The sequence below is a fragment of the Streptomyces sp. NPDC008125 genome (assembly GCF_042957125.1).
Lineage (GTDB): Bacteria > Actinomycetota > Actinomycetes > Streptomycetales > Streptomycetaceae > Streptomyces.
In genome coordinates this window covers 107628-122099 of record NZ_JBIBHR010000021.1, presented here as the reverse complement: position 1 = coordinate 122099, position 14472 = coordinate 107628, and the positions used below count along the sequence as shown (strand labels likewise).

Annotated in this window: 17 protein-coding genes and 1 pseudogene; 10 read left to right on the top strand and 8 right to left on the bottom strand. The window is 72.6% G+C overall.

Annotation, left to right across the window (positions count from 1 at the left end; all coding sequences use genetic code 11):
• Positions 1 to 34: 34 nt before the first annotated feature.
• A complete protein-coding gene (locus tag ACFZAX_RS29650) occupies positions 35 to 1171 on the bottom strand; it encodes an FAD-dependent monooxygenase (RefSeq protein ID WP_390965371.1) in 1137 nt (378 codons plus the stop codon).
• 118 nt (positions 1172 to 1289) lie between these two features.
• Here ACFZAX_RS29650 and ACFZAX_RS29645 point away from each other — a divergent pair, with 118 nt between their 5' ends.
• Complete coding sequence (locus ACFZAX_RS29645; RefSeq protein ID WP_390965370.1) at positions 1290 to 2006, top strand: TetR/AcrR family transcriptional regulator C-terminal domain-containing protein; 717 nt, start codon at positions 1290 to 1292, stop codon at positions 2004 to 2006.
• 121 nt (positions 2007 to 2127) lie between these two features.
• Here ACFZAX_RS29645 and ACFZAX_RS29640 read toward each other — a convergent pair whose 3' ends face one another.
• A complete protein-coding gene (locus tag ACFZAX_RS29640) occupies positions 2128 to 2874 on the bottom strand; it encodes an alpha/beta hydrolase (protein WP_390965369.1) in 747 nt (248 codons plus the stop codon).
• A gap of 165 nt (positions 2875 to 3039) precedes the next feature.
• Positions 3040 to 3921, bottom strand: coding sequence for a winged helix-turn-helix transcriptional regulator (locus tag ACFZAX_RS29635; protein WP_390965368.1), 882 nt, complete (start codon positions 3919 to 3921; stop codon positions 3040 to 3042).
• A 125-nt stretch (positions 3922 to 4046) separates the two neighbouring features.
• Between ACFZAX_RS29635 and ACFZAX_RS29630 the strand changes: the two genes are divergently transcribed.
• Positions 4047 to 5312, top strand: coding sequence for an MFS transporter (locus ACFZAX_RS29630; protein WP_390965367.1), 1266 nt, complete (start codon positions 4047 to 4049; stop codon positions 5310 to 5312).
• A gap of 269 nt (positions 5313 to 5581) precedes the next feature.
• Here ACFZAX_RS29630 and ACFZAX_RS29625 read toward each other — a convergent pair whose 3' ends face one another.
• Positions 5582 to 6265: a TetR family transcriptional regulator gene (locus ACFZAX_RS29625; RefSeq protein ID WP_390965366.1), complete on the bottom strand. Its 684-nt coding sequence runs from the start codon at positions 6263 to 6265 to the stop codon at positions 5582 to 5584.
• 85 nt (positions 6266 to 6350) lie between these two features.
• On the opposite strand from ACFZAX_RS29625, the gene ACFZAX_RS29620 reads away from it, so the two are divergent.
• The 6 genes from ACFZAX_RS29620 (at position 6351) to ACFZAX_RS29595 (ending at position 11079) form a co-directional block, all read left to right on the top strand.
• Positions 6351 to 7283 carry an aldo/keto reductase gene (locus ACFZAX_RS29620; protein ID WP_390965365.1) on the top strand — a complete coding sequence of 311 codons (933 nt, stop codon included), beginning with the start codon at positions 6351 to 6353 and terminating at the stop codon, positions 7281 to 7283.
• A gap of 43 nt (positions 7284 to 7326) precedes the next feature.
• Positions 7327 to 7641: a DUF2316 family protein gene (locus tag ACFZAX_RS29615; protein WP_390965364.1), complete on the top strand. Its 315-nt coding sequence runs from the start codon at positions 7327 to 7329 to the stop codon at positions 7639 to 7641.
• Positions 7642 to 7797: 156 nt separating this feature from the next.
• On the top strand, positions 7798 to 8283 hold the full coding sequence (locus ACFZAX_RS29610) for a hypothetical protein (protein WP_390965362.1): 486 nt from the start codon (positions 7798 to 7800) through the stop codon (positions 8281 to 8283).
• Positions 8284 to 8346: 63 nt separating this feature from the next.
• Positions 8347 to 9129 (top strand): type I methionyl aminopeptidase, encoded by a 783-nt coding sequence (gene map / locus ACFZAX_RS29605; RefSeq protein WP_390965361.1) that lies wholly within the window; start codon positions 8347 to 8349, stop codon positions 9127 to 9129.
• A gap of 316 nt (positions 9130 to 9445) precedes the next feature.
• Positions 9446 to 9895 carry a universal stress protein gene (locus tag ACFZAX_RS29600; protein ID WP_390965360.1) on the top strand — a complete coding sequence of 150 codons (450 nt, stop codon included), beginning with the start codon at positions 9446 to 9448 and terminating at the stop codon, positions 9893 to 9895.
• Between the two features lie 161 nt (positions 9896 to 10056).
• Positions 10057 to 11079 carry an adenylate/guanylate cyclase domain-containing protein gene (locus ACFZAX_RS29595; protein ID WP_390965398.1) on the top strand — a complete coding sequence of 341 codons (1023 nt, stop codon included), beginning with the start codon at positions 10057 to 10059 and terminating at the stop codon, positions 11077 to 11079.
• A 179-nt stretch (positions 11080 to 11258) separates the two neighbouring features.
• On the opposite strand, the gene ACFZAX_RS29590 is transcribed toward ACFZAX_RS29595, so the two are convergent.
• From ACFZAX_RS29590 to ACFZAX_RS29575, 4 genes and pseudogenes are all read right to left on the bottom strand, one after another.
• Complete coding sequence (locus ACFZAX_RS29590; protein ID WP_390965359.1) at positions 11259 to 11549, bottom strand: DUF1330 domain-containing protein; 291 nt, start codon at positions 11547 to 11549, stop codon at positions 11259 to 11261.
• A 186-nt stretch (positions 11550 to 11735) separates the two neighbouring features.
• Positions 11736 to 12851: an ADP-ribosylglycohydrolase family protein gene (locus ACFZAX_RS29585; protein ID WP_390965358.1), complete on the bottom strand. Its 1116-nt coding sequence runs from the start codon at positions 12849 to 12851 to the stop codon at positions 11736 to 11738.
• Positions 12852 to 12997: 146 nt separating this feature from the next.
• Positions 12998 to 13417, bottom strand: coding sequence for a hypothetical protein (locus tag ACFZAX_RS29580; protein WP_390965357.1), 420 nt, complete (start codon positions 13415 to 13417; stop codon positions 12998 to 13000).
• A 187-nt stretch (positions 13418 to 13604) separates the two neighbouring features.
• A pseudogene (locus tag ACFZAX_RS29575) lies at positions 13605 to 13763 on the bottom strand (DUF397 domain-containing protein); the annotation flags it as partial.
• A gap of 24 nt (positions 13764 to 13787) precedes the next feature.
• Here ACFZAX_RS29575 and ACFZAX_RS29570 point away from each other — a divergent pair.
• Both ACFZAX_RS29570 and ACFZAX_RS29565 read left to right on the top strand, forming a co-directional pair.
• Complete coding sequence (locus tag ACFZAX_RS29570; protein ID WP_390965356.1) at positions 13788 to 14309, top strand: Scr1 family TA system antitoxin-like transcriptional regulator; 522 nt, start codon at positions 13788 to 13790, stop codon at positions 14307 to 14309.
• A partial coding sequence (locus ACFZAX_RS29565) for a DUF397 domain-containing protein (RefSeq protein ID WP_390965397.1) occupies positions 14306 to 14472 on the top strand: 167 nt, incomplete at its 3' end. The genes ACFZAX_RS29570 and ACFZAX_RS29565, both read left to right, overlap by 4 nt.

The following is a 14472-nucleotide window of genomic DNA, read 5'->3' as shown; positions in this document are numbered from 1 at the left end:
CCGGGCTGGTACCGGTCCGTTGGCGTTCCGGAGGCTACGCCTGGCCGGCGAACATGCGGAGCAGGCCGTGGGGCGCGTTCTCGCCGTACATCGCCTCGTGGAGGTCGGTGGCGTCGACGGCCTCCGCCGCGCTGCGGGGGAAGAGCTCCCGCTCGTAGGCGGCGAGTGCGGCCTCGACGTCGCCGGGGTGCGCGGCGATGGCCTTGCCGAGCTCGGCGCCGTCCAGCATGGCCAGGTTGGCGCCCTCGCCGGACGGGATCATGAGGTGTGCGGCGTCGCCCAGCAGGGTCGCTCCCGGCACGCGGTCCCACCGGTGTCCGTCGGGCAGGGTGAAGAGGGGCCGCAGCACGGGTGCGGTCTCCCCGTCGGTGATCAGCGCGGTGAGCTCCGGCGCCCAGCCGTCGAACTCCGCGGCGATCCGTGCGGTGGCCGCGGCGGGGTCGGCGAACCCGGCGGCCGTGAACCACTCCTGCGGCCTGCTGAGGGCCACGTAGGTGTGCAGGGTCCCGCTGGTCTCCCGGTGGGCCTGGATGCCCTTGCCGGGCACGAGCGCGCACATCGCCCCGTCGCCGACCGCCTTCGCGGCGGCGGGGTGCCGGACGTCGGCGTCGTGGAGGTAGGTCTCGACGTACGACATGCCGGAGTACGCGGGTACGGCACCGGAGAGCAGCGGGCGGACCCGCGACCAGGCGCCGTCCGCGCCGACCAGCAGACCGGTGGTGACGGTGGTGCCGTCGGCGAAGGCGACCTCGTGGGTGCCGTCGGCGAGGGTGCGTACGCCGCTGACCCTGTGGCCCCACCGGACGGTCCCGGCGGGCAGCGAGTCGAGCAGCATCCGGCGCAGCTCGCCGCGGAGCGCCTCGGGGCGACCGCCCGTACCGTCGTCGGGCTCGTCCAGGAGCACGGCTCCGTCCGTGCCGAGGACGCGGGTCGCCTGGTGGCCCTCCAGGACGATGGCGCGGAACTCCTCCTCCAGGCCCGCCTCGCGGAGCGCCGGGAGGCCGTTGTGGTCGTGGATGTCGAGCAGCCCGCCCTGGGTGCGGGCGGTCGCGGACGCCTCGGCCTCGTAGACCGTGGACGGGATGCCGTGGACGTGCAGGACGCGGGCGAGCGTGAGGCCGCCGAGTCCGGCGCCGACGATCGTCACGTGGGTGCTGGGGGTGCTGCTCATGGTGACTCCTCCTTCGGGGAGCGGCGACGGGGGTGCGGTCCGGGGCTCCGACCGAGAGTTTGGAACGCTGTTCCATCACCATGTTGGAACAGCGTTCCAGTCATGTCAAAATGGCTTCATGACCACCACGGGGCAGCGCCGGTCACCGCGGCGCACGGAGGCGCTCTCCCGGGAGCGCATCGTCGGGGCGTCCGTCGAGCTGCTCGACGCGGCCGGCGAGGGCGGGCTGACCTTCCGGGCCCTGTCCGAGCGCCTGGCGACGGGCCCCGGGGCGATCTACCACCACGTGGCGAACAAGGACGAGCTGCTGGGAGCCGCCGTCGAGGCGGTCGTCATCGAGGCCGTGGGGGCGCCCGGAGCGCAGGGCACGCCCGAGGACGCGATCCGTGCCGTCGCGACCGGCCTGTTCGACGCCGCCGACGCGCACCCCTGGCTCGCGCCCCAGCTCGCCGGACGGATCGCCCGCAGCCAGTGGGGGACGGTGGTGCCCCGGCTCTTCGAGAGCCTCGGCCGGCAGATCCGCGCGCTGGGGGCGCCGGAGGGTGCCTGGTTCACGGCGACTTCGGCGCTGCTGCACTACATCCTGGGTGCCGCCGGACAGAACGCCACGAACACCGAGAAGGCCCACGCGCTCGGACCGGACACGGACCGCGCCGAGTTCCTCGACGCCGTGTCCACGGCCTGGGAGCGCCTCGACCCCGACGACTACCCGTTCACCCGGGCCGTCGCGGACCAGATGCGGGGCCACGACGACCGCGAGCAGTTTCTCGCCGGGGTCGACCTCATGCTCGCGGGCATCGCGTCGCTGCCGCCCTCGGGCGGCACGGCCACCTGAACCCGTACGCGGGGCTGTACCGCCCCGACCGCCGGTACCGGCACAGGCCGGTGCCGACGCGATCGGAGCGGTTGCTCACCACGGTCTCAGCACGGCTTCACCGCAGCTTTCAGCACAGGCTTCAGCGAAGCTTTCGGCGCAGATGCCGGACGAAGAACCTTTCCGCCTCCTCGCCCGCGAACTGCGGGACGCCCCTGTGCCCGCCCAGGTTGGCGTGGAGCGTCTTCTCCTCGGAGGCGTAGGCGTCGAACAGGTCCAGAGCCGCCTGCCGGTCGTTGCCTTCGTCGTCCCACTGCAGCAGGACGTGCAGCGGGACGGTGACCTGGCGGGCCTCCTCGAAGATGACGCGGGGGACGAAACTCCCGGCGAACAGAACGGCGGCCGAGATGCGCGGTTCGACCGCGGCCAGCCGGGTGCCGATGGAGATCACTCCCCCCGAGTACCCGGCCGGGCCGCCGATCCCGGGCAGTCGCAGCAGGTCGTCCAGGACGGCCTGCCACTCCGGGACCGCCCTCTCGACCAGGGGGAGGACGAGAGCGTCGATGATCTCGTCGGTGACCGGCTCGCCGGCCTCCAAAGCCCGCCGCAGGTCGGCGGCGGCCTGCTCGGCGCCGGGCAGGCGGGGCCGGTCGCCGTATCCGGGGAGTTCGATGGTGGCCGATGCGAAGCCCTGCGCCGCAGCGCTCCGGGCTCGGCCCACCAGCCGGGGGTACGCCCTGCGCAGCCCGATGGGCGGAGGGCTGAGCAGGATCGGCGACACCGGTGCGGACGCGGACGCGGGCGTCCACAGGATGCCGGGGATCTCGCCGAGGATGAACTCCCGCTCGACGACACCGTCGTCGAGGAGCCGTTCGGAAGTGAATCGCATGGTCGTGCCTTTCGGGAGAGCACAGAAACGGCGCTCCCGGACGACGACCTATCGCCCGACCGTGACCCCTGAGGAGAGCACCCACGTCGATACGTTCACGGGTACCACCTCCTCGATCTCTCGCACGGCCTCCGAGAGAGTAGCAAGCCGGCGGGTCCGGGGGAGTCACGCCCCGGCCAGCTCCCGGACCACGGCCGCCGCCTCGCGCACCGCCCCCGGAATGTCCGTGACCGGGAAACGCGCGTGGCGCACCACCCGCTCACGGTCCAGCACCAGCACCGCCCTCTTCAGTCGCAGCATCTGCCCGGCACGGAACACCGGAAGCCGCAGAGCGGCGGCGAGCCGCAGGTCGGTGTCCGAGAGCAGGGTGAAGGGAATGCCTTCCTCCACGGCGAACGCCCGCTGCTCCTCGGGGCGTTGGGTACTCACGCCGTGCACCTCGGCACCTGCCGCGCGGAAGTCGTCGTACGCGTTCCTGAACAGCCGGTTCTCCAGGGTGCAGCCGACGGTTCCGGGGATGCCGGCCCAGCCGTCCGGCAGCGGGACGGGGCTGCCCGTCGCCGGGTAGCAGAACAGGACCGTCGCCTCGGCGCCGGCGACCGGGTCCACCGGCGCGCCGTCCCGGTGCCCGGGCAGTTCGAGGTGCGGCAGCCGCTCACCCAGCAGGCCAGCCATCCGCAGCGCCTCCGCGCTCTCCTCCCCGGCCGTGCCGCTCAGCGACCCGTCGCCGTGCAGCCAGCGGTCCGCCCAGTCCTGCATCGAGAGCAGCACGGGCAGCAGCCCCAGACCGCTCTCCGTCAGCCGGTATTCGTACCGCACCGGACCACTCTGGTACGGGACCTTCTCCAGGACCTCCGCCTCCACCAGGTGCGCGAGGCGCTCGGCCAGCACCTTCCGGGAGATCCCCAACTCCGTTTGCAGCGCGTCGAATCTGTGGTGACCGCGCGCGGTCTCCCGCACCAGGAGCAGACTCCACCAGTCGCCGACCACCGCCGCCGCCTGCGCGATCGCGCAGGCGGCGTCCCGCTCGGGCACCGCCCTGACCATGGCTCTCCTGTCCTGCGACTACGGGGTCCAGTTTCTGGATCAATCTTGCGCCATCCGGTCAGTTCCGGATAGAAACTGACTCTGACCAGCTAAGTTCCCATAAGAGACTTACCGGAGCGCGCAGCATGAGCGAAACGAACGAGACAGCGACGGTCCGGAAGCCCGACAGTCGCACCACTCCCCACGCGGCCCCGCCCCCCGCGGTCTTCTGGCGCTACTGGGCCGCCGCCACCGTCAGCGACGCGGGCACCGCCGTCACCGCCCTCGCCCTGCCGCTGATCGCCCTCACGGTCCTCGACGCCACCGCGCTCCAGGCCGCCCTGCTCGCCGCCGCCGGGCAGGTCTCCTGGCTGCTCCTCAGCCTCCCGGCCGGAGTGATCGCCCAGCGCGTCCCGCTGCGCCGCCTTCAGGTCGTCCTCGACGTCGTACGGTTCGTGGCGGTCGGCTCCCTCCCGCTCGCCTGGTGGCTCGACCGGCTCAGCTACCCGCACCTGCTGCTCGCCGCGCTGGTCACCGGCGCGGCGACCGTACTCTTCGACATCGGGAACTCGACCTTCCTGCCCGCCGTCGTCCCGGCCCGGCAGCTCGCCGACCGCAACAGCCTGATATCGGGCACGCACGCCGTCACCGAGACCGCGGGACCGTCCGCGGGCGGCCTCCTGGTGCACGCCGCGGGCCCGGTCGGCGCGCTCCTCGTGGACGCGGCCAGCTACCTGCTCTCCGCCGTGCTGCTGCGCACCCTTCCCGAGCGCCGCCCGGGCGCCCGCACCGCCGACAGCGCGTTCAAGCTGATGCGCGAGGGCTGGACGTACGTGACGCGGCACCCGGTGATGCTGCCCTGCATGCTCTGGGCCACCACCACCAACTTCGTCTGCGCGGCGCTGGTCGCCCTCACGCCCCTCTACCTGGTCCGTGACGCCGGGCTGACGCCCGTCCAGCTCGGCCTGGTGCTCGCGGCGGACGGGGTCGGCTCGCTCGTCGGCGCCGCGGTCGCGGTCCGGCTGACCCGGCGCTTCGGCACCGCCCGCGCGATCGTCGCGGCCACCCTGGCCGGTGGCATGGCCGCCCTGCTGGTCCCGCTGACCACGTCGGCGGGCGACGCGTACTGGTTCGCCCTGGGCAACGCCGGGTTCGCCTTCGGCGTCGTCATCGGGTCGATCACCACGCGTACCCACCGCCAGACCCAGTCGCCGCCCGAGCTCCTCTCCCGCGTCATGGCCACCGTCCGCTTCGTCTCCTGGGGCGCCCAGCCGCTCGGTGCCCTCGGCGCGGGCCTGCTCGCCACGTACGCGGGGACGCACGCGGCCCTGTGGACGGTGTGCGCCGCCGCGATCCTGCCCCCGCTCTACCTGCTCACCGTCCCGGTGGGCCGCCGCCGCAACCTGGTCTGACGCCGGCCCGGCAGGGCCCGCCCGTCGTCCGGGGCCCGCTCACCGTCCAGCGTCGCGCTCCGACGGCACGCACCACGCGGAGGCCGAGGGCTGTCCCGCAGTGCGTGGTGGATCAGTGTGCGGCGTCGGATGCGGTGCATCGCACGGCGGAGGGGCGTCCGGATACTGGATGTATGCGGACGTTCCGGCAACGCTGCGAGGTGCCGCAGCTGCCGTCGCACACCCGCCAGGAAGTGCGGGACACCCCTTACCCGCGGCGGCCGTGTCCGTCAGTTCCCGCCCCGGGTGCGGAGCGCGTCCATGACGAGGTCGAGGACCCGGCCGGTCCGGTCGGGGGCGCCGTCGTCGGCCACGGGGTGGAAGACGCCGAAGACCATGGTGGTGACGTCGCCGGGCTCGACGTCCGCGCGGAGGGTGCCCGCGCGTACACCGGCCGCGAGGAGGTCCGCGATCGCGGCGGTCAGGCGTTCCCGGGTGGCCGGCGTGGCGATGCTGCCGGAGGCCCAGCCCGCGCGGAGGGTGCCCAGCATGCCCTGCTTGGCCGCGACGAACGCGGCGTAGCGGTCCATCCAGACGCGCAGCGCGACCTCGGGCGGGAACGCGTCGAGCAGGCCGGGGGCGCTGTCGGCTACGGCGTCGAGTTCCGCCGCGAAGACGGCCTCCACCAGCGCCTCCCGGGTGGGGAAGTGCCGGTAGAGCGTGCCGATGCCGACACCGGCCGCGCGGGCGACGCCCTCCAGCGGGACGGTGTCGTCGGCCGCCGCGAACGCCGAGCGGGCGGCGTCCACCAGCTTCTCGCGGTTGCGCCGCGCGTCGGCACGGGCGGGGCGGGCGCCCCCGGAAGCGGACAGCCGCACTTCGGGCGCGTCCGGCGCTTCGGGTGCGTCGGGTGCTTCGGGTGCGTCCGGCGCTTCGGGTGCTTCGGGTGCGTCGGGTGCTTCGGGCGTCTTCAAAACGGAGGACCCTCCGGTAGTGCTACAGTCGAGATAACGGAGGTTCCTCCGTTTATTCATCCTCTCACGAGACCTGGATGACCTCATGGCGAGCACAGACACTCCCACCACGGCCACCGGCGCCCCCCGTGCGGGAGGGGCGGGCCGGATCGGCACCCGTACCGTCTCCCGCATCGGCTTCGGCGCCATGCAGCTCCCCCGCCTCCGGGACGACCGCGCCGCCGCCCTCGCCCTCGTGCGGCGGGCGGTCGAACTCGGCGTCGACCACATCGACACGGCCCAGTTCTACGGCGACGGCTTCGCCAACGACGTGATCCGCGAGGCCCTCCGGCCCGAGGACGGGGTCCTCGTCGTCAGCAAGGTCGGGGCCACGCCCCACTCCGGCGGCCCGCACCCGATGCGCCTCGCACAGCGGCCCGAGGAGTTGCGGGCCTCGGTCGAGGACAACCTGAAGAGCCTCGGCCTCGACCGGATCCCGCTGGTCAACCTGCGCCGGGCCGAACGCGGCCCCGGGCTGACCGCCGAGGGCGAGCAGCTCGTCGACATCGACGACCAGCTCGCCACCATGACGGCGCTGCGCGACGAGGGCAAGATCGAGGAGATCGGCATCAGCCACGTCGGCATGGCCGAACTGCGCCGCGCGCTCCCGGTGGGCCTGGCCTGCGTGCAGAACGCGTACAGCCTGGTCGCCCGCGACGACGAGGAGATGCTCCGTCTCTGCGTCGCCGAGGACATCGCGTGGGTGCCGTACTTCCCGCTCGGCAGCGCCTTCCCCGGCATGCCGAAGGTGACCGACGAGCCCGCCGTCCTCGCGGCGGCCGAGTCGCTGGACCGCACCCCGGCCCAGGTGGGCCTGGCCTGGCTGCTGCACCACGCCGCGAACGTGCTGCTCATCCCCGGCACGGCCGATGCGGGACACCTGGAGGCGAACGTGGCCGCCGGGGCGGTCACCCTCGACACACCGGCCCTCGCCGCGCTGGACGCGGTCCCGACGCGCTCGGGGGACATCGTCCGGTAGCGGACCGGCCCCTACCCGCCCACGCGAGGAACGAGATCGGACCATGTCTCTCAACGAAACCGAACGCCGCCGCACGAGCGAGGAGTTGAGGGCCAACCTGACCCTGTCCGGCCTCACCGTCGAGGAGGTCGCCGCGGATCTGGGCGTCACGCCGGACCAGGTGCGGCGGATACTCGACGTCACCGACGGGGCCGGCCCGGCGGAGGTCTGGCAACTGCGCGACTACCTGGACCGGGCCGTACGGGACACGGGCGGACGCCCCGCTCCCTTCACCGTGCTGACGGGCCGCGCCCGCCTTCTGGCCCGCGCCTGGTTCACACTGCCGCAGGCCCCACGCCACGATTTCACCCGCCGGTGAGGGGCCGCCGGGCTCAGGGCGGGGCCCGGCCCCACCCCGCTCGGGTGACGCGGCGTCCATCCGGGTGAAGGGCGAACCGTTCAACCCCGAGCGATGGCACGGTGGGCCGATAGGAAGATCCCGATCTGTTCGCGATCTTCGAGAGGACTCCTCCCCGTGCGCCCTGCCCGTACCGCCGCAGCGACCGCGACCGCTGCCGTGATCGTGACCGCCGCCGCACTGCTCGCCCCTGCGGCGGCGGCCACCTCCGCGACAGCCGCAGCCACCTCTCGCCCCCGGGCCGCCCGCGCCGACCAGCCGGTCGCGTTCCGGGTCCAGCGGGGCGACGTCTCCGCAGTCCTGAGCTTCACCGGCCGACTGTCCTGGGGCGGCACCGGAAACCGTACCTACACGCTCAAGGGCCGCCTCCAGGCCCGCTGTCACACCGCCACCCGGTTCACCGCCCGGCTGCAGTACGCCGGGACCGGCGAAGGGTGGAGGAACTCCCCGGAGACCGAATGCTCCAACGGCCGCTCGCGCTACCACGACATCGCGCTCTCCGGCACGCTCGCACCGCGCAGTAGCCTGCGGCTCCGGCTGGGGACGTGGAAGTCCGCCTCGTGGGTGTATTCCGGCGGGAAGAACTACACCCACCCCGCGTGACCCCATTCTTATACCGGTACAGTTAGACCGGTATAGTTATTGGACACCTGTGAGAGGTCCCCCATGATCGAAATCCTGAACTCCGCGCGGCTCGAGCGGGCGAAGGAGTCCGGCGCCCTGGTCGGAAACATCCTGCACGCACTGAAGCAGCGCAGCACGGTCGGCACGAACCTGCTGGACATCGACCGGTGGACCAAGGAGATGATCACCGAGGCGGGGGCGCAGTCCTGCTACGTCGACTACGCGCCCTCCTTCGGACGCGGCCCGTTCGCGCACTACATCTGCACGGCGGTCAACGACGCGGTGCTTCACGGGCGGCCCCACGACTACACGCTGGCGGACGGGGATCTGCTGACCCTCGACCTCGCCGTGAGCAACGGCGGGGTCGCCGCGGACGCCGCGATCAGCTTCCTGGTGGGCCAGGCCAGGCCGGCGGAGAGCGTCGCGATGATCGCGACGACCGAACGCGCACTCGCCGCCGGGATCGCCGCCGCCAAGCCCGGCGCGCGCATCGGCGACCTCTCCCACGCCATCGGCACTGTCCTCAGCGAGGCGGGCTACCCGGTCAACACCGAGTTCGGAGGCCACGGCATCGGCTCGACCATGCACCAGGACCCCCACGTCGCGAACACCGGACGGCCCGGCCGCGGATACAAGCTGCGCCCCGGCCTGCTGCTCGCCCTGGAGCCCTGGATCATGGCCGACACCGCCACCCTCGTCACCGACGCCGACGGCTGGACGCTGCGCAGCGCGACGGGCTGCCGGACCGCGCACACCGAGCACACCATCGCCATCACCGACGACGGAGCCGAAATCCTCACCCTGCCCACGCAGGCACGACCGTAGGGGAGCGCGGCGGACCGGACCCGGCAGCCAGGACCCGGACGGCCCGGATCGTGGCAGTCCGGACCCCGGCAGCCCGGACCCTGGCGGCGTGAACCCAGACGGCGCGGACCCCGGCAGCCCGGACCCCGGCGGCGCGAACCCAGACGGCGCGAACCCCGGCAGCCCGGACCCCGGCGGCGCGGACCCGGGCGGCGCGGGCGACCGAGCGCCACGTGCGGCACGTCACCCACCCCCCGCGCCTCCCGCCCCTTGCCGTGCGACCCGCCCCGCTCTACCTTACTTTTCAGTAAGTTTACTGCGGAGTAAGGGGTTTGGCGTGGGCGCCTACCGCACGGTCATGGTCGGTACGGACGGCTCCGAGTCGTCGTTGGCGGCGGTCGAGAGGGCGGCCAGGCTGGCCGCCGACAGCGAGGCCGAACTCGTCGTGGCCTGCGCGTATGCCCCGATGCGCGGGCATGAACTCGTTGCGGCTCAGGACCAGTTGGGCGCCGAGGCGTACCAGGTGGTGGGCTCCGCGCCCGCCGAGTCGACCCTGCGGATCGCGAGGGACCGGGCACGGGCGCAGGGCGCGGACAAGGTGCGGACGGTCGCGGTGGAGGACGAGCCGGTCGCCGCGCTCACCCGGCTGGCCCAGGAGGTCTCGGCCGATCTGCTCGTCGTCGGCAACCGGGGGCTGCGCTCGCTCGCCGGACGCATCCTCGGCTCCGTACCGGCCGACATCGCCCGCAAGGCGCCGCTGGACGTCCTGATCGTGCACACCACGTGAGCGCGGCCGAAGGGCCCGGGATCGCCGACGCGCCCGCCCCGTCGGGCGTCGGCACCCCTGCGGACATCGGCACCCCTGCGGGCGACGACAGCCCGGCGGGCGTCGACAGCCCGGCGGGCGGGGCTCCCGGGCCCTTCGGCGTCGCCGAACTCGGCCCCGCCATCGAGGAGGTGCTGCTCGGCGGCGGCCGCGTCTGGACGCGGCGGGAGATGGCCGAGCGGTCCGGGGTGGGGACCGGGCGCACCGCGCAGATCTGGCGCGCGCTCGGCTTCCCGATGGTCGAGGAGGACGCGAGGGTCTTCACCGAGGCCGACGTCGAGGCGCTCCGGGCGGGGGAACGGCTCATCGCGGCCGGGCTCATCACCGAGGAGAGCGAGATCATGATGGCCCGCGCCCTGGGCCACCACCTGTCCCGGCTGGCGGAGTGGGAGGTGCACACCCTCTGGTCCTGGATCAACCGCGAGTCGGAATTCGCCCTGGACGGCGGGACGTTGATGGCGCACGCGGCCGCGTTGTTGCCGGAGATGGAGCAGTTGCAGCAGCATGTGTGGCGCCGGCACCTCGCGGCGTACGCGGAACGCGTCCTCGCCGAGGCGCAGGAGGCGACGCGGGCCGTGCCCTCCGGGCCGGGACAGGACGAACCGTTGCCGGACCACGAGGGCGCCGACGTCCGCGACCGGGCCGTGGGCTTCACCGACATGGTCGGCTACACCCGGATGACCCGGGGCCTCGGGAACGCCGAACTCGTGCGCGTACTCGACCTGTTCGAGAGCCTCACCGGTGACGTGGTCGCCGAGGGCCGGGGCCGGGTCGTGAAGACCATCGGCGACGAGGTGCTCTTCGTCTGCGAGTCGGCATCCGAGGCCGCGGACATCGCCCTGGAGCTCACCGCCCGCGCCGAGTCGGAGGCCCGGCTGCCGCAGGTACGGACCGGGCTCGCCCACGGAGCCGTACTCAGCCGCTTCGGCGACGTCTACGGGGCGGCGGTGAACGTCGCCGCCCGCCTCACCGCGGTCGCCCGCCCCGACACCGTACTCGTCAACACCGAGCTGGCCGGGGAGCTTTCGGGGATGCCCGCGTACGAACTCCGCTCGCTGCGGCCCGTATCGGTACGCGGCTACAGCAGGCTGCGGCCGGTGCTGCTGCGACCGGGGCGCACCCACGGGCGACCCCGGGGCGACTGACCGGCCCTGGCCGGCCGCACCTGGCCGGCCGCACCTGACCGGCCGCATCTGGCCGACCGCACCTGACCGACCGCACCTGACCGGCCGCATCTGGCCGGCCGCATCTGGCCGGCCGCATCTGGCCGGCCGCATCTGGCCGGCCGCATCTGGCCGGCAGGGCGCCCGGAGGCTCCCCGGAGTCAGAGGCCCTCGACGATCAGCCTTCTGCTGTCCGTGTTCCGGATGCGCAGCGGTGCGATCGCCCGGTACTCCGCCGAGTCGTTCCACGCTCGCGCGGAGGCCAGGTCCGGGAACTCCACGAGAACGATCTGCCCGGGGGCCCAGTCGCCCTCGACGACATCCGTCTCACCGCCCCGGGCCAGATAGCGGCCGCCGTGGGGTGCGAGGGTCGCGACCACCTGCGAACGGTACTCGGCCAGTTCGTCGGGGTTGCCGGTCAACTGCACGTCTGCGATCACGTAAGCGGTCATGCGGCCGACCCTACGCAGCCGCCGATTCCTGGATCCACTCCATTGGGGCTGCCCAGCCGCCGTGGTGGTCTGAACGCGTACTCGCCGAGCGCGGGGCGGGGCGGGGGTCCGGTCCGCCCCCACGGCGTCCCCCTGCCCCCGGCGTGACCCGCCCATGGCGTCCGTCGCGGGGCGCACCGGTTCGCGTCACGCCCTCGGATACCGGGCGAGCCAACCCGGCGCCGCAGCAGTGGCGTTGTGCAGGGCCGGGCCCTGGGTCATCTCCATCGCGAAGTCGTCGGCGAGTTCGAGGAGGGTGGCCCGGCCCTCGATCTCGGCGAGCCAGGAAGGCGGCAGGGCCGTCTCCCCGTGCAGGGCGCCCAGCAGCGCCCCGCAGACCGCCGCGGTGGGCGAGGACGGCCCGCCGTGGTTCACGGCCAGCCGGAGCCCGTGGCGCACGTCCTCGCCGACGAGCGCGCAGTACAGCCCCACCGCGAGCACCTCCTCCGCCGAGTCCTCCGAGCCCAGCGACTCGATCAGCGCGGGGCCCGGAATTCCCTGCCGTACGGCTCCGAGGGACCTGCGCAACGCCTCGGTGACGGGCTCGTGGCCCGGGCGTTCCGCGAGCAGCGCCAGCGCCCGTTGCACCGAACCGTCCAGGGTGTCCCGGCAGGCCAGCCCGTGCACCACCACCGCGAAGGCCCCGGCGGCCAGTTGGGCGGTCGAGTGCCCGTGACTCTGCGCCGCGCACTCCACGGCGAGCTGGCACACCAGCTGCGGCTCCCACCCCACGAGCAGCCCGAACGGCGCGGACCGGGTGAGGGCGGCGGAATCCCGCGCCTTCGGGTTCCTCGGCTGTTCCAGGGTGCCCATCGTGGTGTCGCCGAAGCCGTGCAGGCAGGCCCGGGCAGGGCCGCGGCGGGCGTAGAGCCACTCCTCGCGCGCGAGCCAGCCGTCGCCCTCGCGCCGCTCGTCCGGTCCCCAGTCGCGCTGCGTCGCCGCCCACCGCAGATGGGCCCGGTACACGTCGGTCGGCGGATGCCAGGCGCCCGTGTCGCGCCGGACCTGCGCCCGTATCAGCCCGTCCACGGTGAACAGGGTCAGCTGGGTGACCGCCGTGACCCCGCCCCGCCGCCCGTCCACCGGCACGAAGTCGGCGACCCCGCCCACGCCGTGCGCCTCCCGGATCTCCTCCAGCGTGAGCGGAGTGACCCCGGCACCGAGAGCGTCCCCGAGCGCCGTGCCCAGCAGCGCTCCCCGTACCCGGCTGCGGAAGTCCTGCTGTTCCACACGGCCCCAGACAGCTGTGGTCCCGATGGTCATCCGGCCAGTCCCCCTACCGTCGGTACGGCTCCGCCAGCACTGTAATAGAACGGGAACGACTGATTCAGTGCCGGAACGGAATGTACGGAGTAGCTCTGGAGATCACTTTTGAATGGCATTCATCAGGGTTTTCCCGGACGGACGGGTCATCCGGCGGGGGTCCCGCCAGGCTCGCCGGACCCGCCCTCCGTGGGCCCCTCCTCGGTTCCCATCGGTCGCGCCCCCTCCTCCGCCCGCCGGGAGCCGTCCCGCCGGGGCCCCGGACTCACCCCGCCGACGATCCAGGCGAACGGCGGCCTCCCCTCCCGGCACTCCGCCACCAGCAGCACGTCCCGCAAAGAATCGGCGGTCGCCCTGAGCGCGAACCGTAGGGCCGTCTCACCGGCCGACGCGTCGGCCAGCACCTCCCGCGCCCCGGCGAGCACGTCCTCCCCGCATGCGACGAGATCCGCCTCCACCTCGTCGGCCAGCCGCGACATCCGACTGTCGGGATCATCGGTGCTGAGGTAACAACGCCTGCCCTCGGGTGAGTTCCAGGGCAGCAGACGGAACTGGGAATCGGCCATGACATGTGCCTCACAGACGCGGTGACTTCGGGGTGACTTCGCAGTGACTTCCATCGGGTGACGCTCACTGTTCGTGACTCGATGATCACCGCCGCGACCTACGCTCGGAAGCAGCACACGATTGCCCGCGCACAGGACAACGGGAGGACCGCGATGACCGAACCGGCCGACGTGGACGAAGAATCAGGACGCGCATGAACTCCTTGTACTTGTCCTTGAAGACTTCCCTCCGCGCCACCACCCACAATCCTTTGAGCAGCTCCCCGCTCCCGTAGTAGCGGTCGAGGTCCTCCATCACCTCCAGCTTCGAGAGCCGTTGGCTGACCTCCAGCCGGTACAGGTAGCTCGGCTGGAGTCCACGGCGCGGATCATGCACCTGTTCACACTGGGAATTCCTGGACTGCTCCAGACCGATGATGTAGCCCGAGAGTCGTTGTCCGGGGCTCAGGAAACGACGGCTGAGGCAGAGCTGGTGGAGGAGCAGGTCATAGCGCGCCTCGGTCGGCAGCAACTGCTCCACCGCGTCCCGGCGCCGTCGGTCCGAATCATCATGGACGAGTACGCGTTGCATCGCCCCGTGTCCGACGCAAAGGCTTGGGAAAAGCAGCTGTGCCACCTCATCGAGATCGCGGAGACTCCGTCACTCACCCTGCAGGTGCTGCCTCTCTCGGCCGGCGCACACGCTCTCATGACCGGAGCCCTGTCACTGCTGTGGCAGGACGACGGCGGCTGCGTTGCCTTCACCGAGGGCAACAATTGCGGCGAGCTGATCGAAGATCCGGCATCCGTTACCCGCCTCCGTCTGTCTTACGATCACGTCCGGGATCTGGCGTTGTCCCCGCCTGACTCCATTGCCTTCATCACTGGCTTCTTGAAGGAGAACCGAGCATGAGCCCGTCCATCGACCTCACCAACGCCGGCTGGCGCAAGTCCAGTTTCAGCGACGGCGGCCCGAACAACTGCCTCGAAGTCGCCGACAACTTCCCCGGCCTCGTCCCCGTCCGCGACAGCAAGAACCCCACCGGGCCCGCGCTCGTCATCAACGCCCCTGCGTG